We start from the raw sequence: 25,078 nt of genomic DNA on the forward strand, positions 1-25,078 counted from the left end.
AGCGGGCCACGGCGGCCCAGCACCACCGGGGCCAGCCCGCCGCGCGTCGGGTCCGCGGGGTCCAGCACGGCGAACGCCTCGGCGGCCAGCCGGTCGACCCCGCCCAGCAGGTCGTCGCCCAGCTCGGCCGACAGCCGCACCGTCGCCTCGGCCATGGCAGGGGCCGCCGGCTGGTAGGCCGCCACGTAGCGGCCGAAGCTGGTCGGCTCCGCGTCCGGGTCGGGCCGGATCTCGGTGAGCATGTGCAGACCGATCCCCAGGTGCGCCACCAGGTCGCCCACCTGCCACCCGTCCAGGCCCGACGGCCGCTCCCGCCGCGCGGAGACGTCCACGTCGTCCAGCCAGCCCCGCAACCGCTCCCACTGCTCGCGCAGCAGCTCCACCGTCATGCCTCCTCGACGCCGATCCGCGACATCACGGGTGTCGCCGCGACCCCGTGCACCACCACCGAGACCAGGATGGTGAACCCCACCGCCGACCACAGCTCGGGCAGCTGCGGGAAGTGCGCCTGCCCCGCCGCGTAGGCCAGGTAGTACAGCGACCCTATTCCCCGGATGCCGAAGAACGCGGTGGCCAGCCGCTCCGCGCGACCCAGCGGGCGTCCCCCGACCCGCTCTCCCCGCGGCGCGATCCGCAGCGCCGCCCAGCCGAAGACGGGACGGACCACGAGCACCAGCGCGAGGCCCACCATCGCTCCGCCGAGGGCGAGGTGGTTGAGCAGGCCGTTGGTCAGCGTGATGCCGAGCAGCAGCAGCACCACCAGGGTCAGCAGCTGCTCCAGCCGCTCCACCACCCCGTGCATCTGGCGGTGGTACTCGTGCCCCCGGTCGACCGCCCGCAGCATCACCGCCGCCACGAAGACCGCCACGAACCCGTAGCCCTGCGCCACCTCGGCGAGCCCGTAGCACAGCAGCAGCGCCGCGATCGCGAGCAGCGGCTGCCCGCGCTCGGCCACCCGCAGCGACCAGCGGGAGGACTGGAAGGCGATCCGACCCAGCGCCCAGCCCGCGCCCGCACCGACCAGCACCCCGATCACCAGCTTGCCGACCAGGTGGAACCCGACCCAGCTCGCCAGACCGCCGTCGCCGACCCAGGCGGCCAGCGAGGGAGCACCGGCCAGCAGCACCGCGGCGTAGACGAACGGGAAGGCCAGCCCGTCGTTCAACCCCGCCTCGGAGGTGACGCCGAAGCGCACCTCGTCGGTCTCGTCGATGTCACCGGTGCGCTCGCTGGGCTGCCCGGGCCCGGAGACCTGCACGTCGCTGGCCAGCACCGGGTCGGTGGGCGCCAGCACCGCACCGAGCAGCACCGCCGCGGGCAGGGTCAGACCCATCCACCACCAGCCGAGCAGCGCCACCGCCCCGATGCACAGCGGCATCGTGATGCCGAGCAGGCGCCAGGTCACCGACCAGCCGCGCCAGCTGGCGGGCCGCAGCAGGCTGATCGGGCGGTCCAGAGCCAGCCCCACCCCCATCAGCGCGACGATCACCGTCAGCTCGGTGAGGTGCTCGGCGAAGTCGCGGTGCACCAGCGGGGAGAACTGCTCCTCCCCGACCACGGGCAGCAGCCCGATCAGGCACCCGAGGCCGAGCAGCACCACCGGCGAGGACAGCGGCACCCGGCGCAGGGCAGGCGGCAGCACCACCGCGACGAGCAGCGCCGCGCCGAAGATGAGGAAGGTGACGTCCGAACCCACGACGCCGCTCTACCCAGGACGCGGCGGCGCACCCGCTCCCGCGCCGGTCAGTCCTCGGTCACCGCCGCGACGGCCAGGTCGGGGTTGTCGCTGAACAGCTCGTCCATCCCGGCGTCGAGGAACACCTGGATCTCACCGGCCAGGTCGCCGTCGGCGTTCGGGTCGGCCGAGCTCTTGAACTCGGTCGGCAGGAACTGGTTCTCCACCCGGAAGGTCCACCCGACCACGTCGAGGCGGTAGCGGTGGGCGTCGGCGATGGCGGAGGTGGGCTCACCCAGGCTGCCGTCGGCCTGCCGCGGGATCATCACGTCCTTGCAGTAGCCGACCTTGTCGGCGTAGCGGGAGATCTCGCGCAGCCCGGCCCGGGTGACCAGGTCGGCGTAGGTCCGGTCGTCACCGGCGACCACCAGGTCGTAGGGGGCGCCGGAGCAGTTGATCAGCTGGGACAGCTGAACCGGGGTGCGGCGGGCCAGCTGCTTGAGGTTGGTCGTCTCGAAGCTCTGGACGACCACCGGCGCGTCGGCCTCGTTGAGACCCGCCGCCTCCAGCTCCTCCACCAGCGGCTCCTCCACCGACAGCCCGATCGAGTCGAAGTAGGTGGGGTGCTTGATCTCCGGCGCCACCCCGACCGGCTCCCCGGTGCAGGTGCGCGAGTGCCGGGCCAGGTCGAGCACCTCGGTCAGGGTGGGCACCGGGTAGAGCCCGTCGAAGCGGGTGTTCTCCGGACGCACCTGCGGCAGCCGCTCCTCGGCCCGCAGGGTGCGCAGCTCGGCCAGCGTGAAGTCCTCGGTGAACCAGCCGGTCACCGCCACGCCGTCGATCGTCTTCGTGGTCCGCCGGTCGGCGAACTCGGCCCGGCTGGCGACGTCGGTGGTGCCGCCGATCTCGTTCTCGTGCCGGGCCACCAGGACGCCGTCGCGGGTGGGGACGACGTCGGGCTCGATGACGTCGGCGCACTGCCGGATGGCCAGCGAGTAGGCAGCCAGGGTGTGCTCGGGACGGCTGCCGCTGGCACCGCGGTGGGCGATCACCGGGACGGCGTTGACGGCCTGCTCGCGCTCGGCGACGGGAGAGATCATGATCATCTCGGTGTCGTCGGGGGTGCCGGGCACCCGGGCGGCGTTGCCGGGGTAGTTGTTGTCGTTGACCAGCATGATCTGCCCGTCCGGCATCGGCACGATGGTCTCGGTGGACTGGAAGGCGAAGGAGTAGGTCTCCCCGGTGCCCCAGCCCGCACCCGCGCCGATGAGGTCGGGGTTGTCGATGGCGAGCAGGTCGGTGTGCAGGGTCTTGGCGAGCGCGCCCGAGGCCTCGGTCTGGTCGAGGTCGACGGTGTAGATGCGCTTGATCAACGCGGCCTCGCCGTCGAAGTTGTCGCGCTCGAGCACCATCAGCTTGCCGGGTGCGACCATCTGCGCGTCGGCCACCAGGTTGGCGTCGGTGTCGACCCGGTAGTCCCAGCGGCGGTCGGTGTAGGCGCCGGTGGTGGTGTCGAACTCCGCGACCACGCGGCGGCGCTGGTCGGCGTCGTCGACCAGCGAGTTCTCCAGGATCGGGTACAGGTAGCGCCCGTCGGGCGAGGCCGCCATCGCCTCGAACCCGCCGCTGGAGCGGACGGTCGGCTGCTCACCACCGAGGTCGTGGTGCTGCGGGGCCCGTCCGACCGGGGAGGACACCGGAGCCGAGAGCACCTTGCCGTTGCGGGACACGTGCAGCAGGTAGGGGCCGAACTCCTCACCGATCCAGAACGAGCCGTCGGCCATCCGCTGGATCGACTCGACGTCGAAGTCGCCGCCGGTGAGGCGGCGGCCGGCGCGGTCCTCGTTGACGATCGGCCAGCTGATCTTGTGGTCGGGGTCGCGCAGCTCGATGTAGCTGAGCACCTGGATCGCGCCGCTGCCGGTCAGCTCGCCCGAGGCGTCGGGCTGCTGCCAGCGGGGGCGCACCTTGTAGATGCGCAGCCGGAAGTCCTCGGAGTTGGCCTTGGTGCCGAAGCCGTTGTCCGGCAGCGCCCAGAAGGTGCCGTTGTCGTCGGCCACGGCACCGGAGAACCCGGGGATGACCTGCCCGTCGAAGGGGCCCTCGACGCCGTTGGCCGGGGTGACCTCGCGACCCGACCGCGGGCCGGGGGCCAGGTAGTCCGAGGCCAGGGTGGCGCGGGCGGTGAGACGGGGACCGGTCACCTCGACGGTGCCGGCGGCCGGCTCGGCCGCGGCGGGCTGGGTCGGCAACCCCGCGACCAGCCCGGCGGTGACGGCCAGTGACAGCGCCAGCGCGGCGCGGCGGCGGAAGACGGAGGGCATGACATCTCCTGGGTCGGGGACGGACGACTCCATCCCACGCCGGCCCGACCCGGCCGGCCACCGGATCTGTGCGGCAGCGACGTGAACAGTGGGTGACGGCGGCGAGGTCACCCGGCCGGAGGGTCCGCGATCACGACCCGGGGAAGTCGATGCGCATCAGCCGGCTGCCGGCCCAGTCCTCGAGCCGGGTGGGCCGGATGGTGCCGGGGTCGTGGGGCTGGTTGAGGTCCGCGACGATCTCGGCCAGCACGGCTCGGCGTTCGGCCGGGTCGGTGACCGGTGTGGCCCGGGCCGGCAGATCCGCACGGACCCCGTTCTTGAGGTGGAAGGTGAAACCGGGGTTCGCGAGGAGGTTCGCGCACCAGTCGGTGGCGCCCCCGCCGGCGCCGCTGCAGAGGTAGGTGTGGCCCGCGGCGCGGTAGAAGAAGATCTCGATGCGGCGTGGCCGGCCGGTGCGGCGCCCCACCGTCGTGATGTCGATGATCCGTTCGCTGGTGCCCGCGGCTGGGGTGATCTCGATGGCCCGCCGGATGTGGTCGGGCAGGTGCGCCAGGGACCCGTCGCGCGGAGCACCGGCCGCCCCTGCGGCCGTGCCCGGGCTCGTCATGCCGCCTCGCCCTGGAGGGCGGGCCCGAGCAGGAGCCCACCGTCGACGACGTACTCCGACCCGGTGATGAACGAGGCCTCTGAGGAGGTGAGGAACAGCAGGAGCCGGGTGACGTCGGTCGGCTCCCCCAGCCGGGGGATGGCGAACGGCTCGGGTGAGTAGACGTCGGCGATCGCCGTGGTGGCGCCGGTCGCCGGCTCGTGGATGAACGGGGTCGAGATCACGCCGGGGTGGATGGTGTTCACCCGGATGTGGTCGCGGCCGAGCTCGAGCGCCGCCGTCCGGGTGAGGCCCCGTACGGCCCACTTGCTGGCGACGTACGGCGCGTAGTGGGCGGTGCCGCCCAGGGCCATGGTCGAGGCGATGTTGACGACCGCTCCTCCTCCCGCGCGGCGCAGGGCGGGGGCCGCGGCCCTGATGCCGAGGAACGTCCCGGTGAGGTTGACGTCGAGGATGCGCGACCACGCGGCGGGTTCCGTGCTCTCGATCGGGGCCGGGGGGTTCTGCACGCCCGCGTTGTTGACGAGCACGTCCAGGGAGCCGAAGGCGTCCTCGGCGGCTCCCACGGCGGCCGACCACGCGGTCTCGTCGGTGACGTCGAGGTGGGTGGAGCGGGCGCGGGCGCCGAGCTCGGCGGCGAGAGCGGCGCCGCGGTCGGCGTCGGTGCCGGCGATCACCACGTTCGCCCCCTCCGCGTGGAAGGCGCGCACGTGGCTCGACCCCTGGCCTCCGGTACCACCGGTCACGAGCACGGTCTGGTCGTCGAATCGGCCCATCTGATGTCCCTCCCGGACGGGTGCTGACCATCGGCCAGTGGTGAGTCGGTCGACTCACTACCTCGACACTAGGCCGGCCGGGATGGCGAGTCAAGCCACTCACCTCGTAGGCTCGGCCCGTGCCGAGAGCCACGTCGACCTACCACCAACGCATCGCCGAGGAGAAGCGTGCGCTGATCCTGACAGCCGCGACCTCGCTCTTCCTCGAGCTGGGCTACGACCGGACGTCGCTGGCGCGGGTCGCGGAGCGTTCGGGCGTCTCGCGGGCCACCCTGTTCAAGCAGTTCCCGACCAAGGCCGCACTGTTCGACGCCATGGTCACCGGGTCGTGGTCGACCGCTGAGGACGAGGACCCTCCGCCGGCAGGCGACGTCGTCGCCGGGCTCAGCACCATCGGCCACCGCTACGCCGAGCTGCTGGGCCGGGCCCAGATGACCGACCTGTTCCGGATCGTCATCGCCGAGCTGCCGCGGTTCCCCGAGCTCGCCGAGGCGCAGTTCTCGCACGGGAAGATGCCCTACTTCGCCTCCGTACGCGACTACCTGCTGGCCGAGCGCGAGGCGGGGACGGTCCGGGTCGAGGACGCGGACCTCGCAGCCACCCAGTTCCTGGGCATGATCTCCAACTACCTCTTCTGGCCGACCCTCCTGGTGCCGGGATGGGAGGTGGGCGCCGAACGCGTCGCCCAGGTGGTCGACGAGGCCGTCCGCACCTTCGCCGCCCGGTACGCCACGACCGGACCGGCACCGGAATAGCGGTCGTGGCCGCCTGGTTCCACAGACGCTGTGAGTACAGTGGCGGTCGCCCCGGGGCCGGTAGCCCCGCCCGGCCGCTCCCGCACGACCGACGAGGCAGGACGCATGAGCTTTGTTCAGATCGACACCGGATCGACGCAGCCCGACCCCGGACGGGTCCGCGACGTCATCATCGTCGGCTCCGGTCCGGCCGGCTACACCGCCGCGGTCTACGCCGCCCGCGCCGACCTCCAGCCGCTGGTCTTCGAGGGTTCGGTGACCGCCGGTGGCGCGCTGATGAACACCACCGAGGTGGAGAACTTCCCCGGTTTCCCGACCGGGATCATGGGCCCCGACCTCATGCAGCAGATGCGCGACCAGGCCGAGCGGTTCGGCGCCGAGCTGGTCACCGACGACGTCGTGGAGATGGAGCTGACCGCGCCGATCAAGACCGTCACCGACAGCTCCGGCACCACCTACCGCGCCCGTGCGGTGATCCTGGCCATGGGCTCGGGCTACCGCAAGCTCGGCGTGGACGGTGAGGACCGGCTGTCCGGGCACGGGGTGTCCTGGTGCGCGACCTGTGACGGGTTCTTCTTCCGCGACAAGGACATCGCGGTCGTCGGCGGCGGCGACTCCGCGGTCGAGGAGGCCACCTTCCTCACCCGCTTCGCCCGCTCGGTCACCCTGGTGCACCGGCGCGACGAGCTGCGGGCGAGCAAGATCATGGCCGCCCGGGCGCAGAACGACCCGAAGGTCCGTTTCGCGTGGAACGCCCAGGTCAGCCAGGTGCACGGCGAGGGCAAGCTCGAGTCGGTGACGCTGACCGACACGGTGACCGGCGAAACCCGGCCGCTGGACGTCGAGGGCCTGTTCATCGCGATCGGCCACGACCCGCGCTCCGAGCTCGTCGTCGGCCAGGTCGACCTGGACGCCGAGGGCTACGTGCTCACCCAGCCAGGCACCACGAAGACCAACCTCACCGGCGTCTTCGCCTGTGGCGACCTGGTCGACCACACCTACCGCCAGGCGATCACCGCCGCCGGCAGCGGGTGCGCCGCGGCCCTGGACGCCGAGCGCTACCTGGCCGAGCTCGCCGACGAGGCGCTGGTCGTCTCCGAGCTGGCCAACGCCTGACCGCACCCCATCCGTCCACCAGCCCAGCCGTCCGAGGAGGTCCCGCATGGCCGACGTCGTCGAGGTCACCGACGCCACCTTCCGCACGGTGGTGCTCGAGTCGCCGCGGCCGGTGCTGGTGGACTACTGGGCCGACTGGTGCGCGCCCTGCCGCCAGCTCTCCCCGATCATCGAGGAGCTGGCGGCCGAGCACGGTGACAAGGTGACCTTCACCAAGCTCGACACCAACGCCAACCCGGTGACGCCGACCGAGCAGCAGGTGCTCGGGCTGCCGACCCTGCAGATCTACGTCGGCGGCACCCTGGTCAAGCAGTTCCGGGGATCGAAGACGAAGTCGCAGCTGCTCAAGGCGCTCGACGACTACCTGTGAGGAGAGGCCGCGTTGACCGCATCGCCCGACCACCACGAGCACGGACGCCCCGAGCAGCCCCTCGGCCCGGCCGCCGACGGCCCGGTCGACGGCGGGGACGGCGCGGAGCAGCCGGAGCGGTCCCCGGGTCCGGGGGCGAAGCCGCTGATCATCGGGATCACGGCCCTCGTGCTGGTGCTGGCCGGGGTGGTCGTCGCGGCGTTCCTCACCTCGCGGATGGGCGCCTCGGGCCAGCCCACCGACTCCCCCACCCCGCCGCCGCCCCCGCTGGCCCTGCCGCTGGCGGCCGGGGAGCTGAGCCGCGACCCCAACGCCACCTCCGATCCCGACACCATCGACACCGACATCGAGACGGTCTCGGCCACCTACCAGCGCAACGCCGTGCCGTCCCTGGTGGTCATCGCCGGACGCCCGGTGAGCGACCCCGCGCGGATGCTGGAGCTGGTGCAGGCCGAGGCGGTCCGCCCGGTGCAGAACGGGCTGTGCGGCCGGGACGCCGAGAGCGGCTTCGACGTCTGCGTCGCGGTGCGCGGCAACGTGTCGGCGCTCGGCGTCGGCATCGCCGCCCAGCCGATCACCGACATCATGGACGACACCAACAGCGTGCTCGCCGCGATGGAGGTCTGAACGGGCCGACCGTCCTCGCGCAGGGCGGTGCCCCTCAGCCGCCGGTGCGGTGGGTGAGGCGGCCGATCGGCTCCGGCGGCGGGGGTGTCCGCACCAGGTCGGTGAGCCGGCTCCAGGCCTCCCGCAGACCCGACTGCTCCGAGACCGTCCGGTTGAGGTCGAGGCGCATCCACGGGTGCAGGGCCCCGGTCTGCGTGACGACGAAACCGCGCGCGGCCAGCCACACCATCGGCGGCATCCCGCAGTGACCGGCCCAGCGGTGCGCGTGGGCCTCCACCGCCACCACACCGCGCCGCAGGCTGCGCGCCGCCAGCGTCTCCACCAGCTGCTGGGCGTGCACCCGCACCTCGATCGGGTGCCGGGCGGCGTCGGCGTCCCGGGTGGCAGGTGCGGCCGAGCCGTCGGTGGCGGTGACCGGGTGCAAGCGGGTGATCCGGGCGAGCACCCCCTCCGAGGTGGTCACCGGGGTGGCCAGCACGTGCGCGCCCATCCGGTCCCCGTCCACCACGGCCAGCCCGCACCAGCCCCACGCCGAGACCGCGGCGCGGACGTGCTCGTCGGCCGGGTCGGTGCTCGGGCAGCCGGCGCAGGTCTCCAGGTCGGGCAGGTCGCGGGGCAGCAGCGGGCGCACCCGCGTCCGCCGTCCGCGCCGGGAGCCGTCGCGGGTCACGGCCGTGACACCGTCCGCGGCCGGGCCAGCCCGACCAGGAAGCCGAGGACCAGCGAGGTCAGCACGCCGGCCAGCAGCATGGCCACCCAGCGCCAGCGCCGTACCGCGGCGTGGGCCCGGGCCACGGTGACCGCGGACACCGGGGCCCCGGTCCGCACGTCGTCGCGCCCCCGGGCATCCGCCCCTCCCCGCGCTGGTTCGGCCGTCATGTCGTCATGGTAGGTCGTCGGCCACACCGGCGGGCGGTGCCGTCCGGGGCCCGCTGCCGCGGGTAGCATCGCGGGGGTGAGCCTCCCCGAGCAGAGCCCACGGGCACGCCAGGACACGCGGCTGGACACCTGGGCCGGGCGCTACGCCGCCCGCACCCACGGCACCACCGCCTCGGCCGTGCGCTCGCTCTTCGAGGTCGCCAACCGTCCCGAGGTCGTCTCGCTGGCCGGCGGGATGCCGAACATCGCCGACCTCCCCCTCGACGTCATCGCCGACAACCTCGCCGCCATGATCGGCAAGGAGGGGCCGAGGGCCATGCAGTACGGCTCCGGCCAGGGCGAGCCCGCGCTGCGCGAGGCGATCACCGAGGTGATGCGGCTGGAGGGCATCCACGCCCACCGCGACGACGTCACCGTCACCGTCGGCTCCCAGCAGGGCCTCGACCTCGTCACCCGGATCTTCTGCGACCCGGGCGACGTGGTGCTGGCCGAGGCGCCGTCCTACGTGGGTGCGCTGGGCACCTTCCGCTCCTACCAGACCGACGTCGTGCACGTGGCGATGGACGAGCACGGGCTGCAGCCCGAGGCCCTGCGCGAGGCGCTGGTGGCGCTGCAGGCGGCCGGACGCCGGGTGAAGTTCCTCTACACGATCCCCAACTTCCAGAACCCGGCCGGCGTCACCCAGCCGCTGGAGCGCCGGCAGGAGATCCTCGCGGTGGCCCGCGACCACGAGCTGATGGTGGTCGAGGACAACCCGTACGGGTTGCTCAGCTTCTCCGGCGAGCCGATCCCGGCGATGCGCAGCCTGGACGCCGACAACGTGCTCTACCTGGGCAGCTTCTCCAAGACCTTCTCCCCCGGCATGCGGGTCGGCTGGGTGCTGGCCCCGCACGCGGTGCGGGAGAAGCTGGTGCTGGCCCAGGAGTCGGCCACCCTCTGCCCGCCGACGTTCAGCCAGTTCGCCGTCACCACCTACCTCACCACCTGCGACTGGCAGGGGCAGGTGGTCAGCTTCCGCGACATGTACCGCACCCGCCGCGACGCCATGCTCGACGGGCTCGCCGAGTTCATGCCGGCCGGCACCACCTGGACCCGTCCTGACGGCGGCTTCTTCGTCTGGCTCACCCTGCCCGAGGGGCTGGACTCGCAGGCGATGCTGCCGCGGGCGATCACGTCCCGGGTGGCCTACGTACCCGGCTCGGCGTTCTTCGCCGACGGCTTCGGCGCCCGTCACATGCGGGTCTCCTACTGCTACCCGCCGCCGGACCGGATCCGCGAGGGCTGCCGCCGCCTGGGCGAGGTGCTGCACCGCGAGCTCGACCTGCACCACACCTTCGGCCTGGACGCCCGCGACGCCGCCACCTCCCCGCCACTGACCCGCGGCCCCCGCGCCAACCAGAGCTAGGCGCCCCACCCCTGCCCCCCGAGAACGTGGATGGCATCTCCGTCACCGCCGGTGTGTCGCGGCGTGACGGCGTCCCGCGGCCCCGCTGCGGACACGATCCCAGGGGGCACCACCGAACGAGGAAGGACCTGAGCGACGTGTCCGAGCACCAGAGCACCCAGCAGCGGAGGAGCCGGCCGTGAACGCACCGGTGATCGTCCTGGCCGGCGGGCTGTCCCACGAACGTGACGTGTCCCTGCGCTCCGGGCGCCGGGTCGCCGAACAGCTGCAGGACGCCGGGGTGGAGGTGCTCGAGCACGACGTCGACCCCCAGCTGATCAGCACGCTGCGCTCCCATCCCGGTTCGGTGGTGCTTCCGCTGCTGCACGGTGAGGCCGGTGAGGACGGCTCCCTGCGTGAGGTGCTGGACCTGCTGGACGTGCCCTACGTCGGCTCCACCGGCGCGGCCTGCCGGGTTGCCTTCGACAAGTCGATCGCCACCCGGGTGGTGGCTGAGGCCGGTATCCGCACCCCGCGGCAGGTGGCGCTGCCGCACGAGATCTTCCGCGAGCTCGGCGCCGCCGCGCTGGTCCGGGCGCTCGGGGAGCAGATCGGGTTCCCGATGATGGTCAAGCCGTCGCGGAGCGGCTCGGCCCTCGGCTGCACCCGGGTGGACCAGCCCGGTGAGCTGTCCTCGGCGATGGTCGCCGCCTACGCCTACGGCTCGGTCGCGGTGGTGGAGACCTTCATCACCGGCACCGAGGTGGCCGTCGGCGTGGTCGAGGGACCGGACGGGCCGCAGGCGCTGCCGGCGGTGGAGATCCGGCCCGAGTCCGGTGTCTACGACTACGCCGCGCGCTACACCGCCGGGGAGACCCGCTTCCTCTGCCCCGCCGAGATCAGCACCGAGGCCGCCGAGGCGTGCGCCCGGATGGCCCTCGACGTGCACGAGACGCTCGGGCTGGCCCACCTCAGCCGCACCGACATCATCGTCGACGAGCAGGGACGTCCGACCTTCCTGGAGACCAACGTCGCACCGGGGCTGACCCCGACCTCGACCGTCCCGATCGCGCTGGAGCAGGCCGGTCTGGGGCTGGGCCCGGTGCTGCTGCAGCTGGTCGAGCTGGCCCGCGCCCGCCACCGCCCGTGACCGGTGCGGCTCGCGGCGTGCCCGTGCTGGTGACGCGGCTCAAGCAGGTCGGGGTGGTGCTGCTGGCGCTGGTGATCGCCGGCGCGATGGTCCGCCTCGGCTGGTGGCAGCTCGACGTCTACCGCCAGCAGGCGGAGGGGTTCGCCCTGCAGCGGGCGGCCGAGCCGGCCCGTCCGCTGGGCGAGGTGGCCCCGCCCGGGGAGCTGCCCGAGGACGGCTACGGCCGCACCGTCACCTTCGCCGGAGAGTTCTCGGCGTCGCAGCCGCAGTTCCTCATCCCGGTGCCCGGGGAGCCGGGGCGCTACCGGGTGCTGTCGGCGCTCGTGCAGGACGACGGCAGCACCGTCCCGGTGGTCCGCGGCGTGGCGGCGCTGCCCGACATCGCCGACCCGCCGGCTCCGCCGTCCGGGCCGCAGCAGCTGAGCGGGATCCTGCTGGCCTCCGAGGCCCGGGTCGACGGTGCGGAACCGGAGCCGGGCGAGCTGGCCTCGGTGCGGCTGTCGGAGGTGGCCCAGTCCTGGGACCCGCCGCTGGTCAACGGTTTCGTCACCCTGGACGCCGAGCACGCCGCGGCGCAGGGCCTGGAGCAGGCGGCGGTCACCCTGCCCGAGGGCGAGGGCGAGCTGCGCAACGGCGGCTACGCCCTGCAGTGGTGGGTGTTCGCCGGATTCGGTCTGGTGCTGGCCGTCCTCATCGCCCGCGACATCGGCCGCAAGGACACCACCCGCGGGGACGAGGAGCCCGTGGGCTGAGGCCCGTGCTCGCGGTCACGTCGCGGGTGTCGCGGACGGGAACGCGCGCAGACCCTGCCAGAGGACGAGGACGTCCCACCAGCGCCGTTCGGCCCCACCCAGAGGGCGGACCGACTCGTAGCCGGCCCGCAGCTGCTGCTGGGCGGATGCCGGCGTCGGACCCCAGTCGGTGAACCGGGTCGCCAGGTACACGCAGGCGTGCGCCAGGTCGTGCACGCGGTGGCCGACCCCCACCTCGTCGAGGTCGAGCACCCCCACCACCCGGCTGTCCCGGACCAGGAGGTTGGCCGCGCGGTAGTCCTGGTGCACCGGCTGGGGACGGTCCTCCAGCTCCGGCAGGTCGGTCAGCAGCTCGTCCAGGCGCTGCGCGACGTCGGCCGGCAACCGGTGCCCCTCGTCGGCGAGCCAGTGCCGGATGCCGGTCGCGGAGGCGGACGTCCGCGCGCCCCGGGGCAGCCGGTCGTCGGAGCAGTCGGCCAGCGCCTCGTGCAGCCGTGCCAGGCAGGCGCCGGCGTCCCGCACCGCCGCCTGGTCGGTGACGTCCAGCCACTCCCCGGTCAGCTCCGGCAGCACGGTGAGCGACAGCCGGCCGAGCGGCCCGGCCCGTACCACCCGGACCCGTCCGTCGACCGCCGGCAACGGTGCCGCCACCGGCAGGCCCTGGGCGCCCAGGGTGCCGAGCACCGCGGTGGTCGCCTCCAGCACCGGGAACAGCGCCTCGGCCCGCGACCACTTCACCACGAGCTCGCCCCGGTCGGTGGTCACCCACGCAATCGCGTTCTGGTCGCTGAGGACGACCCGGCGCACCTCGCCGGCCGCGATCGCCCAGCCGTCGCGGAGGGCCGCGGTGAGCCACTCCGAGACGCCCACGAGGTCGTCGAACCCGAACCGGTCCCGCAGCGCGTCCTGCGCCTCGACCGGCTCCCACAGCATCGACAAACCCGGCGGCAGCACGCCCTCACCGTAGAGGGCCCGAGAGCCCTCGCCGCCGGGCCGGGCCGCACGGCGATCGAGCCGCTGGGCACCGGACCGGAACCCGGACGGCGCTCAGCGACCGATCAGCCGGAGGAGGTGTGGCCAGACCGCAGCGCCCAGCCGCCGGTCAGCCCAGGGAGGCCACCGCGGCCCGCACGCCCGAGGGGTCGCCGGCACGGGCCGGGTCGGCGGGGAACCGGGTGGCGGCCTCGGCCGCGGCCGGCACGGGCGAACCGGCCAGCAGCGCGACCAGGGCGATCTTGATCGCGCTCGGGCCGCCCTCCTGGTGGACGCCCAGCGCCTCGGTCAGGGCGGCGCGGCAGTCGTCCTCGGGGCGTCCGCTGGCCTGCTCGAGCATCCGGACCGCGCGGGCCCGCAGCTTCTCGTTGGTGGTCAGCACCTCGATCATGAGGTTGGAGTAGGTGCGTCCGCTGCGCACCATCACCGCGGTCGAGAAGGTGTTGATCACCATCTTCTGGGCGGTGGCGGCCTTCATCCGGGTCGACCCGGTGACCACCTCCGGTCCCGTCTCCAGCAGCACCGCGACGTCGGCGAGATCGGCCAGCGGCGCCCGCGGGTGGGCGGCGATGATGCCGGTCCGCGCGCCGACCTCGGCCGCGCCGAGCAGCGCACCGCGCACGTAGGGCGTACGCCCGCTCGCGGCCAGGCCGACCACCAGGTCATCGGCACGGAAGCCGGCGGCGAGATCGCGGCCGGCCTGCTCGTCGTCCTCGGCTCCCTCGACCGCCTTGAGGAAGGCGCCCGGTCCGCCGGCCAGGTGCGCGGTGACCAGCTCCGGGCCGACGTTGTAGGTGGGCACCAGCTCGACCGCGTCGAGCACCCCGAGGCGTCCCGAGGTCCCGGAGCCGACGTAGTGGATGGTGCCGCCGGCGGCCAGGCTCTCCACGCCGAGCCGCACCAGCGCCGCGACCTGCGGGCGGGCCCGCTCGACCGCTTCCAGGGCGTAGCGGTCCTCGGCGCTGATCATCTCGACCAGCTCGTCGACCTCGAGCTCGTCCAGGCGCAGCGAGCGCGGGTTGCGCTCCTCGGTGGGCATGCCGTCCAGGCTGACCGGTGCGGTCATCGATCGCTCCTCGGGGTGCGGGTTGGGGTGGCTGTCGCTCGTCGGCTCGGCTCGTCGGGGAGGGGCAGCAGCAGCTCGGCCACCGCCTCGGCGTTGGCCCGCCCGACCCCGTGGCAGTCGACCCGGGTCGGGACGTCCGGTGCGACGGCGGGCAGCCCGGTGTGCACGACGACCGCGGACGGCGACCGCTCGAGCACGGCGGCGAGCGCGTGGCCCTCCGCGCCGTCCGGGTAGGGCTCGCGGGTGAGCACCAGGACGGTGCCGGCGTGGTCGAGGGCATCCGTGGCGGGGTCGACGCGGCGGGCCGGCGGCTGGCCGAGCCGACGGAGCCCGTCGTCGAGCGCGATCTGGAAGGCGGAGGTGGTCCGTCCGGCGGCCAGGTTCTGCCTCCCCCGCAGGTCCACCAGCGCGAGGGGCGGGGTGAGCACCGGACGCCCGGTGGTCCGCAGCGCACGACGGGCGGCGTCGCGTCCGGCCTCGGCCAGCGTGGTGAGGGCGGTGTCGACGTCGACGCGGGGCTGCTCCCTGCGTCGGCGGGCGGCTGCCGCGGCGACGGCGACGCGGCGGTCGGCCTCGGCGGTGGCGGCTCGGTCGAGGGTGCCGTCGACGAACGCGGCGGTCAGGGCGTCCAGCGCCTGACGGAAGGCGAGCTCGGCGTCCCGCTCGTGCGGGGCGTCCAGGCAGAGCAGGTCGGCTCCCGCCGCGACCGCCGCGACGGCCGCCCGACCGATGTCGTCCCCCACCGCCCGCATCCCCAGCGCGTCGGTGATGATCAACCCGTCGAAGCCGTCGGCCCGGAGCCGCTGCGACGACCACGCCGACAGGGAGGCCGGGTCCGGTCCGAGCTCGGGGACGACCACGTGGGCGGTCATCACCGCCTCGAGCCCGGCACCCACGGCCGTCCGGAACGGCAGCCCGTCGCGGGCCCCGAGCTCGGCCAGGCCGACATCGAGCACCGGCAGACCGGCGTGGGAGTCGACCTCGGTGGCGCCGTGGCCCGGGTAGTGCTTGGCGCAGGCGGCGGCTCCACCCGCGGCCGTGCCCCGGACGAAGGCGTCCCCGTGCCGGGCGACCAGCTCGGCGTCGGCGCCGAACGAGCGGGTGCCGATCACCGGGTTGCGCGGCTGGCTGGCGACGTCGAGGCAGGGCGCCAGGTCGACGTCGATGCCGACCGCGTGCAGCAACGCGCCCAGCGCTCGGCCGATGCGCTCGGTGGTGGCGACGTCGTCGAGGACCCCCAGGGCGGCGTTGCCGAGGATCGACGACCCCGTGACCGCCTCCAGGCGCGAGACGTCCCCGCCCTCCTCGTCGACCATGATCAACACGTCGGGGGCGATGGCGTGCAGCTCGTCGCAGAGCCGGCGGGTGGTGATCAGGTCGGGGGTGTTCTCACCGAAGAGGACGACACCGCCGACCCCGTCGAGGAGAGCCTGGCGCACCCACGCGGGCACGGTCGTGCCGGGAAAGCTGGCCAGCAGGCGGCGCAGACCGGCGCGGGTGGCGTCTGGAGGTCCGTCGTCGCTGGTCCCGGGCACGAGGGCCATGCAACCACATGGTCTGGACCTCTCGGGGTAGCGTTCGCTGTCGATGAGAGTCGTGGTGGGGGTGGACGCCGGCGGGTCGTCGACGCGCGCGTTGGCGGTGACGGCCGACGGGACCGTCGTCGGGGAACGGCGCACCGGCGGCGGCAACCACCGCAGTGCTGGCACGGAGGTCTCGCGACACTTCCGCGAGGCGGTCGCGGGCGCCCTGGGTGACGTCCCGACGGCACAGGTGGCCGCGGTGGTCGCCGGGGTCGCCGGAGCGGCGGCCGCCGCCGGGGACACCGTGCGGAAGCGGGTTGCCGACGACCTGGCCGCGCTGGGCATCGGCGCCCCCCACGCCGTGGTCACCGATCTCGACATCGCCTTCCTCGGCGGAGCGCCCGGCGACGACGGCCTGCTGCTGCTGAGCGGGACCGGGGCGGTCGCGGCCCGCTATGCCGGACGCCGGCTGGAGGCCCGCTGCGACGGGATGGGCTGGCGGCTCGGCGACGAGGGCTCGGGCTGGTGGATCGGCTCCCGTGCGCTGCGGGCGGCCGCCGCCGCACTGGACGGCCGAGGCGCTCCCACCGCGCTGGTGCAGCGCATCGGCACCGCGCTCGGGGTGCAGGAGCTGTCGGGCGACCTCCGTCAGGACTGGATCCGCACCGTCGCCCCCCTCACCGCCGGCCAGGTCGCCGCGCTGGTGCCGGCGGTGGTCGCCACCGCCGACGCCGGGGACGCCCTCGCCGCGACGATCCTGGCCGAGGCGGCCGAGGCGCTGCTCGGCACCTGCGCGGTGGTCAGCACCGGTCCGGCCGATGTCGTCCTGGTCGGCGGGGTGCTCACCGGTGTGGACGCCGTCCGGCAGCCGGTGACGCAGGCGCTCCGGTCGCTCGGCCACCGCGTGCACCTCGGCGAGCGGCCGGTCCTCGGCGCTCTGCGGCTGGCAGCCGAGCTCGCCGGTTGGAGACCGGATCTAGCGAGGTAGGCTTAAGACTCTTTGTCGACACAACGATTTATTGGCCGTTAGTCGGCTCGACTAGGCTCCCAGGGTCAGCTCAGACCGGAGAGGGGAGATCGCGGTGGACGTCCAGGGAGTGCGGGGTGCCCTGCTCAGGTACCGGGTGATGGCCTGGGTGGTCGGCATCCTGCTGGTCGTCCTGGTCTGCGTCGGGCTGCCGCTGAAGTACCTCGGCGGGGACGACACCGTGGTGACCTGGACGGGTGTGCCGCACGGATGGTTGTACATGGTGCTGCTCATCACCGCCTTCGACCTCGGACGTCGGGTCACGTGGCCGTGGCGTCGGCTGCTCCTGATCGCCCTGGCCGGCACCGTGCCATTCCTCTCCTTCGTCGCCGAGCGCTCGGCCACCAAGGACGTCCAGCGGCGTCTCGCGCAGGCGGACACCGACCGCCCCGCACCCAGCGGCCAGCCCGTCGACGCCGAGCGGCCACCTCGATGACCCCTCGTCGTCAGGGCGACTAGTCGTTTTGTCGACTTAGATACGCACGCCGAGGATCCCGGCGACCCTCTGGAGGTCCTCCGCCGAGGCGAAGTCGATGACGATGCGTCCGCGACGGGCGCTGCCCTCCACCCGGACGCGGGTGTCCAGCCGGTCGGTCAGCTCCTCAGCCACCTCCTGAGCCCCCGCAGGCAGCTCTCGAGGGCGGCGAGGACGACGAGCGCTCCCACCGGGCGCGTCCTCCCCGAGGGCGGCTGCCTCCTCCGCCGAGCGGACCGACATCCCCTCGGCGACGATCCGCTGCGCGAGGCGCTCCTGGGCAGCCGGATCACCCAGGCCGAGGATCGCCCGGGCGTGGCCGGCGCTGAGCACGCCAGCCGCGACCCGCCGCTGCACGCTGGCCGGGAGCCGCATCAGGCGGATGGTGTTGGAGATCTGCGGACGGGACCGGTGGATGCGGCGGGACAGCTCCTCCTGCGTGCAGCCGAAGTCGTCGAGCATCTGCTGGTAGGCCGCAGCCTCCTCGAGCGGGTTGAGCTGGGCGCGGTGCAGGTTCTCCAGCAGCGCGTCCCGGAGCAGGTCGTGGTCCTCGGTGGGCCGGATGATCGCGGGGATGGTGTCGAGGCCCGCCTCCTGGGTGGCCCGCCAGCGCCGCTCACCCATCACCAGCTCATACCGGCCAGCGGCGACGGGACGGACCACGACCGGCTGCAGCAGGCCGATCTCCTTGATGGAGCCGACCAGCTCGGCCAGGGCGTCCTGGTCGAAGTCGGTGCGCGGCTGGCGGGGGTTCGGCGTGATCGCCGAGACCGGCAGCTCTTGGAAGGAGGAGCCCTCCGGTACATCCACCAGCTCGGGGCGGGCGGGGGACTCGGCGCGGTCCTCACCCCCGCGGGACGGATCGGCGGTGTCGGTGCTCTGGAACAGCTCGCCCAGACCCCGGCCGAGCGCGCGCCGCTGTGTCTTCGCCATCAGTGCCCTCCTTCGACGCCCCGCTGGGCGATGTCCTTGGCCGCATTGACGTAGGCGATCGCGCCCACCGAGCCCGGCTGGTACGACAGCACCGTCTGCCCGTAGCTGGGTGCCTCGGCGATCCGCACCGAGCGGGGGATGACCGTGGGGAGCGTCTGGGTCCGGAAGTGACCGCGTACCTCCTCGGCGACCTGGCTGGCCAACCGGGTGCGCCCGTCGAACATCGTCAGCACGATGGTGCTCAGCTCCAGGTCGTCATTGAGCTGGCCCTTGACCATGTCGATGGTGCGCATCAGCTGGGACACCCCCTCCAGCGCGTAGTACTCGCACTGGATGGGGATGAGGATCTCGTCGGCCGCCACCAGGGCGTTCAGGGTGAGCAACCCGAGCGAGGGCGGGCAGTCGAGCAGCACGTAGTCGAGGGCGTGGGTCTCGCGGTAGGCGGCGAGGGCCCTCTTGAGCCGTGTTTCACGTGCAACAACGGACACGAGCTCGATCTCTGCGCCCGCGAGGTCGATCGTCGCCGGGAGGACGTGCAGGTTCGGGGCCTCGGGGGAGAGCACCACGTGCTCCTCCACCCGGTCACCCTCGAGCAGCACCTCGTACGTCCCAGCCACCCCGGCATGGTGGTCCACGCCCAGGGCAGTGGACGCGTTGCCCTGAGGATCAAGGTCGACCACCAGCACCCGCAGCCCACCGAGCGCCAGGGCCGCTGCGAGGTTCACCGTGGTCGTGGTCTTCCCGACGCCACCCTTCTGGTTCGCGACCACGAACGTCCTGGTCGACCGGGGCCGCGGGAGCTGGGGGAGCGACGTCGGCGACGAGGGCGCCTCCGCCTCCGCCTCGGGCGCGGGTCCGGCCTCCTCGTCATCGATCATCGCCCGGCGTGGCACACCCACCAGCGCATCTCCTCGCACCTCGACTCGTCGACCATGTGCTGGAGCCCTCCATCACGGCGGCCCGGCACCGGGACACCATACGCCGACCCGTCCGTCGGTCGCTCGGCCGCGACCGACCTGTCCACACGAGACCCTCGATGCGTTTCACGTGGAACAGCCCACACACGCGTGCCCGACGCCGTCGTCGCCACCACGTCCACATCCGCCACCGCTACTCCGGCGCCTCGACCACCTCAGGTCCCGGGCCGCCGATCGTCCCCTCCAGCACGGACCAGAGCTCCACCGTGTACGGCGCCCAGGCGCAGTAGACATCGCCATCATCCTCGGGCACCGCGAACCACACCGTCCCCTGCTGCCGGTCGACGTGCGGACGCTGCTGCTGGCACTTCTGGTAGCCGTGCACGAGCACCACCGCACCATCCGGCGGATCCTGGAGCCGATCAGACTCCTCCGTCCGTGGCAGGGCAGCGATCAACCCGGGAAGCTCCTCCGGCTGCACGACCCTGCCGGGCCCTCGAGGCACCACCGCCTCCAGTGCGGATTGCCCGAACTCGGTCTCCGACCACGAGGCCAGCACCTCGGCGTCGGACACCTCTGCGCTGCATGCCGTGACCGTCACCAGCAGCAGCACCCCGACCGCGCCCGCCAGCGCACGGTGGGTGTGGTCAGACCCGACGCAACCGGACCACCGTGGTCGGTTCGCTCCGTGGATCGGCACGCACCGACAGTACGTCAGCGCGGAGTCGCAGCCGGCGCAGCAGCTTCTCTGCCTTCGCCAGCTCATCCGGCGCCGACGCGCCCTTGATCAGCAGCATCTCCCCACCCTCGTCGAGCAGGGGCTCGCACCAGGGCACCAGCTTCGACAGCGCTCCCACCGCCCGGGCCGTGACGACGTCGTACACGTCCTCGTGGTCCTCCGCCCGAGCCCGCACGACCCGCACCCGCTCCTCCAGGTCCAGCTCGTCGACGGCCAGCTCGAGGAACTCGGCCCGACGGAGCAGCGGCTCCAGCAGCGTCACACCGAGGTCGGGACGCGCCAGCGCCAGCGGGATGCCCGGAAGCCCGGCCCCGCTGCCGACGTCCACGATGTGCGCCCCCTCGGGCATCACGCCCGCAGCCGCCGCGCTGTTGAGCACGTGCCGGGACCAGAGCCGTCCAGCCTCCCGAGGCCCGAGCAGGCCCCACTCGACACCTCGACTCGACAACATATCGACATATCGTCTAGTCAATCCAAGGCGGTCGCCGAACACGTCGGCGGCCTCGACGGGTTCGGTCTCCACCCCTTCAGGCGCGACCTCGGCGTCCTCGCTCACCGCTGACTCAGCCGGGCAGCACGACGACGCGGCGCCGCGGCTCCTCGCCCTCGGACTCGCTACCCAGACCGGCCTCGGCGACGGCGTCGTGCACGATCTTGCGCTCGAACGGATTCATCGGCGCCAGCCGCACGGGCTCGCCGGTCTCCTTGACCTCCTGCACGGCGTCGCTCGCCAGCTCGCGCAGCTCGCGCCGGCGACGGTCGCGGTGCCCGGCGATGTCGAGCATCAGACGGCTGCGACGCCCGGTCTCTGTCATCACCGCCAGCCGGGAGAGCTCCTGCAGCGCCTCGAGCACCTCGCCGTCGGGACCCACCAGCACGTCGGTGTCGGTGACCACCGAGACATGGGCCCGCCCGCCCTCGGTGTAGGTGTCGATGTCGCCGTCGAGGTCGGCGATGTCGAGCAGCTCCTCCAGGTAGTCCGCCGCGACCTCGCCCTCGAGCTCGAGCGGGTCGGTGGTCTCCTCCGCGGCGTCGGCAGGACTCGTCGTCGGCGTCGTGTCGGTCGCCTCCACCTGCTCCTCGGCCGGGCGCTCGCTGACGAGCTCGTCGCTGGTACTCATGGTCGTCCCTCTCGATTCAGGTCCGGGGCGCACCTGGGCACCCGGGAACGGGCTGGTGTGGCAGGGCCGGACGGCCGCGCCTGCCGGGTACGGCGTCAGTCGGTGCGGGTCTGCGGCTGCCCGGGGGCCCCGGGCTTCTTGCCCCGCTGGGAGCGGGTCTGCCGACGCGGCTGCTGCCGCTGGACCTGCTGGCGCTGGACCTCGGTGGCCGGGGCGGTCGGCTCGGGCTCGCCCTTCTGCCGGCGGGCCTTGTCGGCCTCCTTGGCCGCCTCGACCTTCGGGTCGTGGCCCTTCTGACGCTGCCGCTCCTCCCAGGCCGCGTAGGCATCGCTGCCGGGGGCCGGGTTGTTGCGGATGATGTAGAACTGCTGGCCCATCGTCCACAGGTTCGAGGTGAGCCAGTAGATCAGCACCCCGACGGGGAAGTTGATGCCGCCGACGGCGAAGATGACGGGGAAGACGTAGAGCAGGATCTTCTGCTGCTGGGCGAAGGGACCCTCCAGGGCCTCCTTCGGCATGTTCTTGCGCATCAGCTGGAGCTGGGTGAAGAACAGGGTCGCGGTCATCAGCAGGATGAGCACGACGGTGAGGACCTTCACCTCCCACAGCGCGGAGGAGAGGAAGGTGTCGGAGATCCGGGCGCCGAAGATGGTGCTCTCGCGCAGCGAGTTCACCAGGGTCGGGGAGTCTCGCAGCCAGTCACCGACGGCGTCGGCGGGGTTCACCGCGTTCGCCGCGCCGTTGAGCACCTGGAACAGGGCGAAGAAGATCGGCATCTGCAGCAGCAGCGGCAGGCAGGACGCCATCGGGTTGACGCCCTCCTCCCGGTAGAGCTTCATCGTCTCCTGCCCGAGACGCTCCCGGTCGTGGCCGTACTTCTTCTGCAGCTCGCGCGCCTTGGGCTGGACCAGCTGCATGTTGCGCGAGGAGCGGATCTGGCGGACGAACAGCGGGATCGTCAGGATCCGCACCACGATCGTCAGGCAGACGATCGACAGCGTCCAGGTCCAGCCGGAGTCGACGCCCAGCACCGGCGACCAGGCCCAGTGGAAGAAGACGAGGATGCCCGAGACCGCCCAGTGCAGCGGGTACATCAGGGTGTTGCCCACGTCGACGAACCAGTCCCAGATGCCCATCACGGACAGCAGGGGGACCAGCGTCGGGATCAGTCCCTCGATCAATTCACACCTCGTGGTCGGGCCCGGACGGGCCACGTCGGTTGGCGGACGTCGTGCCCACGGCGGACACGACGGGGTCGGCATCGACGTCGCCCGACGCCTGTGCCCGCTGCTCGGCCTCCCACTCCGCAGCGGCAGCGGTTCCCGGAACCGGATCGTACCCGCCGGGCGCCCACGGGTGGCAGCGCAGCAGCCGCCGCGCGGCCAGCCAGCTGCCCCGCAGCGAGCCGTGCACGGTGACCGCCTCCAGCGCGTAGGCCGAGCAGGTCGGGTGGTACCGGCACACCTGGCCGTAGAGCGGGCTGATCAGCAGCCGGTAGAGCTTCAGCAGGCCGATGAGCAGATGGCGCACGACATCACCTCGTCCCGGCCAGCCGCCGGTGCACCCGGGCGAGACCAGCCTCGACGTCCTCGCCGAGGAGCCCCGGCTCGGACGCACTGCGCGGCAGCGCCCGGACCACCAGACGGAGGTCGCCGAGCTCGTCGAGGTGCCCGGCGACCAGGTGGCGCAGGCGGCGCTTGACGCGGTTGCGGGTGACGGCGTCGCCCACAGCGCGGGAGACGACGAAACCCACCAGGGCCCCGTCGCCGGCCTCACCGGTGCGTGCGTGCATCACGATGCGGGGGCCGCCCACGCGCACACCGGAGCGGATGGTCTCGGCGAACTCGCGCGAGGACCGCATCCGGTGGGCGGCGGGCAGCACACCGGACTCAGGCGGAGAGCTCGGAGCGTCCCTTGCGGCGACGCGCGGCGAGGATGGCGCGGCCGGCGCGGGTCCGCATCCGCAGGCGGAAGCCGTGACGACGGCTGCGACGGCGGTTGCTCGGCTGGAACGTGCGCTTGCTCATGGGGTGACTCCCGATTCTCGGCCTGCAGAGGTCTGTTGCCGCCCTCGTCTGGGCACGCACGAACGCTGCGCGCCGGTACAGCGACCTGGCTACGATACGCGCCCCGGCACGACCGGTCAAAACGTCCTGTGGACCGCCGCACAGCTCCGGCGGCGCCTGTCCAGGCGACACGCCGACGGAGCTCCAGTCGGTCGCCGGAGGCTTGCCAAGGTCTTGAGCACGTTGTTAGTTTCCCCTGGGTCGGCGCCGCCGACGAGCGGTCCGATCAGTCACATCCCCTGGGAGATTGTCGCAGCGTGCGGGTTACCCACATCCTGTGGACAACTGTGTGGACCGCTGAGCAGCCGACGCTCGACGACCGGGCCCGACCAGGAGGACAGGGGAGCAGCGCGTGACCGAACCCTCCTCGGAGCTCACGTCACAGCACGCGATCGCCCAGGCCTGGTCGTACGTCCTCAACACCGCTCCGCGGGCGCAGCGTCCCTGGTTGCGGGCCACCAAGGCCCTCACCCTGCACGGCAGCACCCTGATGGTGGCGGTGCCGAACGACTTCACCCGGGACCAGATCGAGACCAAGCACCGCCACGACATCGAGGAACGGCTGTCGGACCACTACCAGCGTCCGACCCACCTCGCGCTGACCGTCGACACCCAGCTCGCCGACGAGCAGCCGGTGCCGGCCGAGCTCGAGGACGCCCGTTTCCCGCTGGACGGCGCGGAGGACGAGCCGGCACCGGTCAGCGCCTTCGTCACCCGTGAGCCGGCCCCGCTGCACGCGGGTGCGGCCGCCCAGGGCGCGGCGCAGAGCCGGCTCAACCCGCAGTACACCTTCGAGAGCTTCGTCATCGGCTCCTCCAACCGCTTCGCCCACGCGGCGGCAGTGGCGGTCGCCGAGGCGCCGGGCAAGGCCTACAACCCGCTGCTCATCTACGGCGACTCCGGGCTGGGCAAGACCCACCTGCTGCACGCGCTCGGCCACTACGTGCGCAACTACTTCGACCGGGTCCGGGTGCGCTACGTCAGCACCGAGGAGCTGACCAACGACTTCATCAACGCGATCTCGGAGAACCGCACCGCCGAGTTCCGCCGGCGCTACCGCGACGTCGACGTGCTGCTGATCGACGACATCCAGTTCCTGGAGAGCAAGATCCAGACCCAGGAGGAGTTCTTCCACACCTTCAACACGCTGCACAACGCGCAGAAGCAGATCGTGATGACCTCGGACCGTCCGCCCAAGGCGCTGGAGGCGCTGGAGCCGCGTCTGCGCAGCCGGTTCGAGATGGGGCTGATCACCGACGTCCAGCCGCCCGACCTGGAGACGCGGATCGCGATCCTGCGGAAGAAGGCCTCCCAGGAGCGGCTGACCGCGGGTCCGGACGTGCTGGAGTTCATCGCCAGCCGGATCCAGACCAACATCCGCGAGCTCGAGGGTGCGCTGATCCGGGTCACCGCCTTCGCCAGCCTCAACCGCCAGCCGGTGACGATGGAGCTGGCCGAGGAGGTGCTGCGCGACCTCATCCCGCCCGGCGGGGAGGCCGAGATCTCGATCCAGACCATCATCGCCACCACCGCGGCCTACTTCGACCTGACGGTGGACGACGTCTGCGGGGCCAGCCGCACCCAGCAGCTGGTGCTGGCCCGCCAGATCGCGATGTACCTGTGCCGCGAGCTGACCGACTTCTCGCTGCCGAAGATCGGCTCGCAGTTCGGCCGCGACCACACCACGGTGATGCACGCCGACCGCAAGATCCGCACCCAGATGGCCGAGCGGCGCTCGACCTACAACCACGTCACCGAGGTGACCAACCGGATCAAGCAGGCCGCCCACCGCTGAGGGCGGTC

At 72.8% G+C, this 25,078-nt stretch carries 28 protein-coding genes and 1 pseudogene; 10 read left to right on the forward strand and 19 right to left on the reverse strand.

Features of this window, described 5'->3' with window-relative positions; genetic code table 11:
- The 5 genes from DVA66_RS00930 to DVA66_RS00950 form a co-directional block, all read right to left on the reverse strand.
- Positions 1 to 389: maleylpyruvate isomerase N-terminal domain-containing protein (locus tag DVA66_RS00930; protein ID WP_198671372.1), on the reverse strand; the 389-nt coding region annotated here is incomplete at its 3' end.
- Positions 386 to 1,696: a cation:proton antiporter gene (locus tag DVA66_RS00935; RefSeq protein ID WP_114558336.1), complete on the reverse strand. Its 1,311-nt coding sequence runs from the start codon at positions 1,694 to 1,696 to the stop codon at positions 386 to 388. The genes DVA66_RS00930 and DVA66_RS00935, both read right to left, overlap by 4 nt.
- A gap of 47 nt (positions 1,697 to 1,743) precedes the next feature.
- Positions 1,744 to 3,999: an esterase-like activity of phytase family protein gene (locus DVA66_RS00940; RefSeq protein WP_114558337.1), complete on the reverse strand. Its 2,256-nt coding sequence runs from the start codon at positions 3,997 to 3,999 to the stop codon at positions 1,744 to 1,746.
- A gap of 130 nt (positions 4,000 to 4,129) precedes the next feature.
- Complete coding sequence (locus tag DVA66_RS00945; protein ID WP_114558338.1) at positions 4,130 to 4,606, reverse strand: nitroreductase/quinone reductase family protein; 477 nt, start codon at positions 4,604 to 4,606, stop codon at positions 4,130 to 4,132.
- Entirely contained in the window at positions 4,603 to 5,382 is a 780-nt protein-coding gene (locus tag DVA66_RS00950; RefSeq protein WP_114558339.1) for a glucose 1-dehydrogenase, read from the reverse strand. The genes DVA66_RS00945 and DVA66_RS00950 overlap by 4 nt, the downstream gene beginning before the upstream one ends.
- A 119-nt stretch (positions 5,383 to 5,501) precedes the next feature.
- Between DVA66_RS00950 and DVA66_RS00955 the strand changes: the two genes are divergently transcribed.
- From DVA66_RS00955 to DVA66_RS00970, 4 genes are all read left to right on the forward strand, one after another.
- Positions 5,502 to 6,137 carry a TetR/AcrR family transcriptional regulator gene (locus tag DVA66_RS00955; RefSeq protein ID WP_114558340.1) on the forward strand — a complete coding sequence of 212 codons (636 nt, stop codon included), beginning with the start codon at positions 5,502 to 5,504 and terminating at the stop codon, positions 6,135 to 6,137.
- A gap of 105 nt (positions 6,138 to 6,242) precedes the next feature.
- Positions 6,243 to 7,253, forward strand: coding sequence for a thioredoxin-disulfide reductase (trxB, locus tag DVA66_RS00960; protein WP_114558341.1), 1,011 nt, complete (start codon positions 6,243 to 6,245; stop codon positions 7,251 to 7,253).
- A 46-nt stretch (positions 7,254 to 7,299) separates the two neighbouring features.
- The gene (locus DVA66_RS00965) at positions 7,300 to 7,623 is read left to right on the forward strand and encodes a thioredoxin family protein (protein ID WP_114558342.1); all 324 of its coding nucleotides are present in this window, start codon (positions 7,300 to 7,302) and stop codon (positions 7,621 to 7,623) included.
- A gap of 12 nt (positions 7,624 to 7,635) precedes the next feature.
- Positions 7,636 to 8,250, forward strand: coding sequence for a hypothetical protein (locus DVA66_RS00970; RefSeq protein ID WP_114558343.1), 615 nt, complete (start codon positions 7,636 to 7,638; stop codon positions 8,248 to 8,250).
- A gap of 34 nt (positions 8,251 to 8,284) precedes the next feature.
- On the opposite strand, the gene DVA66_RS00975 is transcribed toward DVA66_RS00970, so the two are convergent.
- The gene (locus DVA66_RS00975) at positions 8,285 to 8,920 is read right to left on the reverse strand and encodes a hypothetical protein (RefSeq protein ID WP_114558344.1); all 636 of its coding nucleotides are present in this window, start codon (positions 8,918 to 8,920) and stop codon (positions 8,285 to 8,287) included.
- On the reverse strand, positions 8,917 to 9,129 hold the full coding sequence (locus DVA66_RS20710; RefSeq protein WP_157973756.1) for a hypothetical protein: 213 nt from the start codon (positions 9,127 to 9,129) through the stop codon (positions 8,917 to 8,919). The genes DVA66_RS00975 and DVA66_RS20710 overlap by 4 nt, the downstream gene beginning before the upstream one ends.
- Positions 9,130 to 9,196: 67 nt before the next feature.
- On the opposite strand from DVA66_RS20710, the gene DVA66_RS00980 reads away from it, so the two are divergent.
- The 3 genes from DVA66_RS00980 (at position 9,197) to DVA66_RS00990 (ending at position 12,415) form a co-directional block, all read left to right on the forward strand.
- Complete coding sequence (locus DVA66_RS00980) at positions 9,197 to 10,534, forward strand: aminotransferase-like domain-containing protein (protein WP_114558345.1); 1,338 nt, start codon at positions 9,197 to 9,199, stop codon at positions 10,532 to 10,534.
- 178 nt (positions 10,535 to 10,712) lie between these two features.
- Positions 10,713 to 11,663 (forward strand): D-alanine--D-alanine ligase family protein, encoded by a 951-nt coding sequence (locus DVA66_RS00985; protein ID WP_114558346.1) that lies wholly within the window; start codon positions 10,713 to 10,715, stop codon positions 11,661 to 11,663.
- A gap of 17 nt (positions 11,664 to 11,680) precedes the next feature.
- Positions 11,681 to 12,415 (forward strand): SURF1 family protein, encoded by a 735-nt coding sequence (locus DVA66_RS00990; protein ID WP_157973757.1) that lies wholly within the window; start codon positions 11,681 to 11,683, stop codon positions 12,413 to 12,415.
- Positions 12,416 to 12,430: 15 nt separating this feature from the next.
- Here DVA66_RS00990 and DVA66_RS00995 read toward each other — a convergent pair whose 3' ends face one another.
- From DVA66_RS00995 to DVA66_RS01005, 3 genes are all read right to left on the reverse strand, one after another.
- On the reverse strand, positions 12,431 to 13,369 hold the full coding sequence (locus DVA66_RS00995) for a phosphotransferase enzyme family protein (protein ID WP_114558348.1): 939 nt from the start codon (positions 13,367 to 13,369) through the stop codon (positions 12,431 to 12,433).
- A 148-nt stretch (positions 13,370 to 13,517) separates the two neighbouring features.
- Positions 13,518 to 14,474, reverse strand: a complete 957-nt coding sequence (locus tag DVA66_RS01000; protein ID WP_114558349.1) for an N-acetylmuramic acid 6-phosphate etherase — start codon at positions 14,472 to 14,474, stop codon at positions 13,518 to 13,520.
- Positions 14,471 to 16,018 carry a glycoside hydrolase family 3 N-terminal domain-containing protein gene (locus DVA66_RS01005; protein ID WP_114558350.1) on the reverse strand — a complete coding sequence of 516 codons (1,548 nt, stop codon included), beginning with the start codon at positions 16,016 to 16,018 and terminating at the stop codon, positions 14,471 to 14,473. The genes DVA66_RS01000 and DVA66_RS01005 overlap by 4 nt, the downstream gene beginning before the upstream one ends.
- 43 nt (positions 16,019 to 16,061) lie before the next feature.
- Between DVA66_RS01005 and DVA66_RS01010 the strand changes: the two genes are divergently transcribed.
- Both DVA66_RS01010 and DVA66_RS01015 read left to right on the forward strand, forming a co-directional pair.
- On the forward strand, positions 16,062 to 16,985 hold the full coding sequence (locus tag DVA66_RS01010) for an N-acetylglucosamine kinase (RefSeq protein ID WP_114558351.1): 924 nt from the start codon (positions 16,062 to 16,064) through the stop codon (positions 16,983 to 16,985).
- Between the two features lie 97 nt (positions 16,986 to 17,082).
- Positions 17,083 to 17,460: pseudogene (locus DVA66_RS01015) on the forward strand (DUF3817 domain-containing protein); the annotation flags it as partial.
- A 36-nt stretch (positions 17,461 to 17,496) separates the two neighbouring features.
- Here DVA66_RS01015 and DVA66_RS01020 read toward each other — a convergent pair.
- The 9 genes from DVA66_RS01020 to rpmH form a co-directional block, all read right to left on the reverse strand.
- Positions 17,497 to 18,432, reverse strand: a complete 936-nt coding sequence (locus DVA66_RS01020; protein ID WP_114558352.1) for a ParB/RepB/Spo0J family partition protein — start codon at positions 18,430 to 18,432, stop codon at positions 17,497 to 17,499.
- Positions 18,432 to 19,310 (reverse strand): ParA family protein, encoded by an 879-nt coding sequence (locus DVA66_RS01025; protein WP_114558353.1) that lies wholly within the window; start codon positions 19,308 to 19,310, stop codon positions 18,432 to 18,434. Before DVA66_RS01025 ends, DVA66_RS01020 begins: the two co-directional genes overlap by 1 nt.
- Positions 19,311 to 19,542: 232 nt before the next feature.
- The gene (locus DVA66_RS01030) at positions 19,543 to 19,962 is read right to left on the reverse strand and encodes a hypothetical protein (RefSeq protein WP_114558354.1); all 420 of its coding nucleotides are present in this window, start codon (positions 19,960 to 19,962) and stop codon (positions 19,543 to 19,545) included.
- A gap of 34 nt (positions 19,963 to 19,996) precedes the next feature.
- Positions 19,997 to 20,611 (reverse strand): 16S rRNA (guanine(527)-N(7))-methyltransferase RsmG, encoded by a 615-nt coding sequence (rsmG, locus tag DVA66_RS01035; RefSeq protein WP_114558374.1) that lies wholly within the window; start codon positions 20,609 to 20,611, stop codon positions 19,997 to 19,999.
- 40 nt (positions 20,612 to 20,651) lie between these two features.
- On the reverse strand, positions 20,652 to 21,209 hold the full coding sequence (locus tag DVA66_RS01040) for a Jag family protein (protein ID WP_114558355.1): 558 nt from the start codon (positions 21,207 to 21,209) through the stop codon (positions 20,652 to 20,654).
- A 95-nt stretch (positions 21,210 to 21,304) separates the two neighbouring features.
- Positions 21,305 to 22,366: a membrane protein insertase YidC gene (gene yidC, locus DVA66_RS01045; protein WP_408608881.1), complete on the reverse strand. Its 1,062-nt coding sequence runs from the start codon at positions 22,364 to 22,366 to the stop codon at positions 21,305 to 21,307.
- 25 nt (positions 22,367 to 22,391) lie between these two features.
- The gene (yidD, locus tag DVA66_RS01050; RefSeq protein ID WP_114558357.1) at positions 22,392 to 22,739 is read right to left on the reverse strand and encodes a membrane protein insertion efficiency factor YidD; all 348 of its coding nucleotides are present in this window, start codon (positions 22,737 to 22,739) and stop codon (positions 22,392 to 22,394) included.
- 4 nt (positions 22,740 to 22,743) lie between these two features.
- Complete coding sequence (rnpA, locus tag DVA66_RS01055; RefSeq protein WP_114558358.1) at positions 22,744 to 23,091, reverse strand: ribonuclease P protein component; 348 nt, start codon at positions 23,089 to 23,091, stop codon at positions 22,744 to 22,746.
- 7 nt (positions 23,092 to 23,098) lie between these two features.
- Complete coding sequence (gene rpmH, locus DVA66_RS01060; RefSeq protein WP_114125901.1) at positions 23,099 to 23,236, reverse strand: 50S ribosomal protein L34; 138 nt, start codon at positions 23,234 to 23,236, stop codon at positions 23,099 to 23,101.
- A 391-nt stretch (positions 23,237 to 23,627) separates the two neighbouring features.
- On the opposite strand from rpmH, the gene dnaA reads away from it, so the two are divergent.
- Complete coding sequence (gene dnaA, locus DVA66_RS01065) at positions 23,628 to 25,070, forward strand: chromosomal replication initiator protein DnaA (RefSeq protein WP_114558359.1); 1,443 nt, start codon at positions 23,628 to 23,630, stop codon at positions 25,068 to 25,070.
- Positions 25,071 to 25,078: the final 8 nt, after the last annotated feature.

Source organism: Desertihabitans aurantiacus (genome assembly GCF_003344635.1).
Classification (GTDB): domain Bacteria; phylum Actinomycetota; class Actinomycetes; order Propionibacteriales; family Propionibacteriaceae; genus Desertihabitans; species Desertihabitans aurantiacus.

Bases quoted from the DNA above. Each gene is read 5' to 3' on its own strand.
- DVA66_RS00965 (WP_114558342.1), top strand. From the start codon at position 7,300: ATGGCCGACGTCGTCGAGGTCACCGACGCCACCTTCCGCACGGTGGTG.
- DVA66_RS01000 (WP_114558349.1), bottom strand. From the start codon at position 14,474: ATGACCGCACCGGTCAGCCTGGACGGCATGCCCACCGAGGAGCGCAAC.
- DVA66_RS01025 (WP_114558353.1), bottom strand. From the start codon at position 19,310: ATGATCGATGACGAGGAGGCCGGACCCGCGCCCGAGGCGGAGGCGGAG.
- DVA66_RS00950 (WP_114558339.1), bottom strand. From the start codon at position 5,382: ATGGGCCGATTCGACGACCAGACCGTGCTCGTGACCGGTGGTACCGGA.
- rpmH (WP_114125901.1), bottom strand. From the start codon at position 23,236: ATGAGCAAGCGCACGTTCCAGCCGAGCAACCGCCGTCGCAGCCGTCGT.
- DVA66_RS01010 (WP_114558351.1), top strand. From the start codon at position 16,062: ATGAGAGTCGTGGTGGGGGTGGACGCCGGCGGGTCGTCGACGCGCGCG.
- DVA66_RS01040 (WP_114558355.1), bottom strand. From the start codon at position 21,209: ATGAGTACCAGCGACGAGCTCGTCAGCGAGCGCCCGGCCGAGGAGCAG.
- trxB (WP_114558341.1), top strand. From the start codon at position 6,243: ATGAGCTTTGTTCAGATCGACACCGGATCGACGCAGCCCGACCCCGGA.
- DVA66_RS01005 (WP_114558350.1), bottom strand. From the start codon at position 16,018: ATGGCCCTCGTGCCCGGGACCAGCGACGACGGACCTCCAGACGCCACC.
- DVA66_RS01020 (WP_114558352.1), bottom strand. From the start codon at position 18,432: ATGGCGAAGACACAGCGGCGCGCGCTCGGCCGGGGTCTGGGCGAGCTG.
- DVA66_RS00940 (WP_114558337.1), bottom strand. From the start codon at position 3,999: ATGCCCTCCGTCTTCCGCCGCCGCGCCGCGCTGGCGCTGTCACTGGCC.
- DVA66_RS00945 (WP_114558338.1), bottom strand. From the start codon at position 4,606: ATGACGAGCCCGGGCACGGCCGCAGGGGCGGCCGGTGCTCCGCGCGAC.
- DVA66_RS20710 (WP_157973756.1), bottom strand. From the start codon at position 9,129: ATGACGGCCGAACCAGCGCGGGGAGGGGCGGATGCCCGGGGGCGCGAC.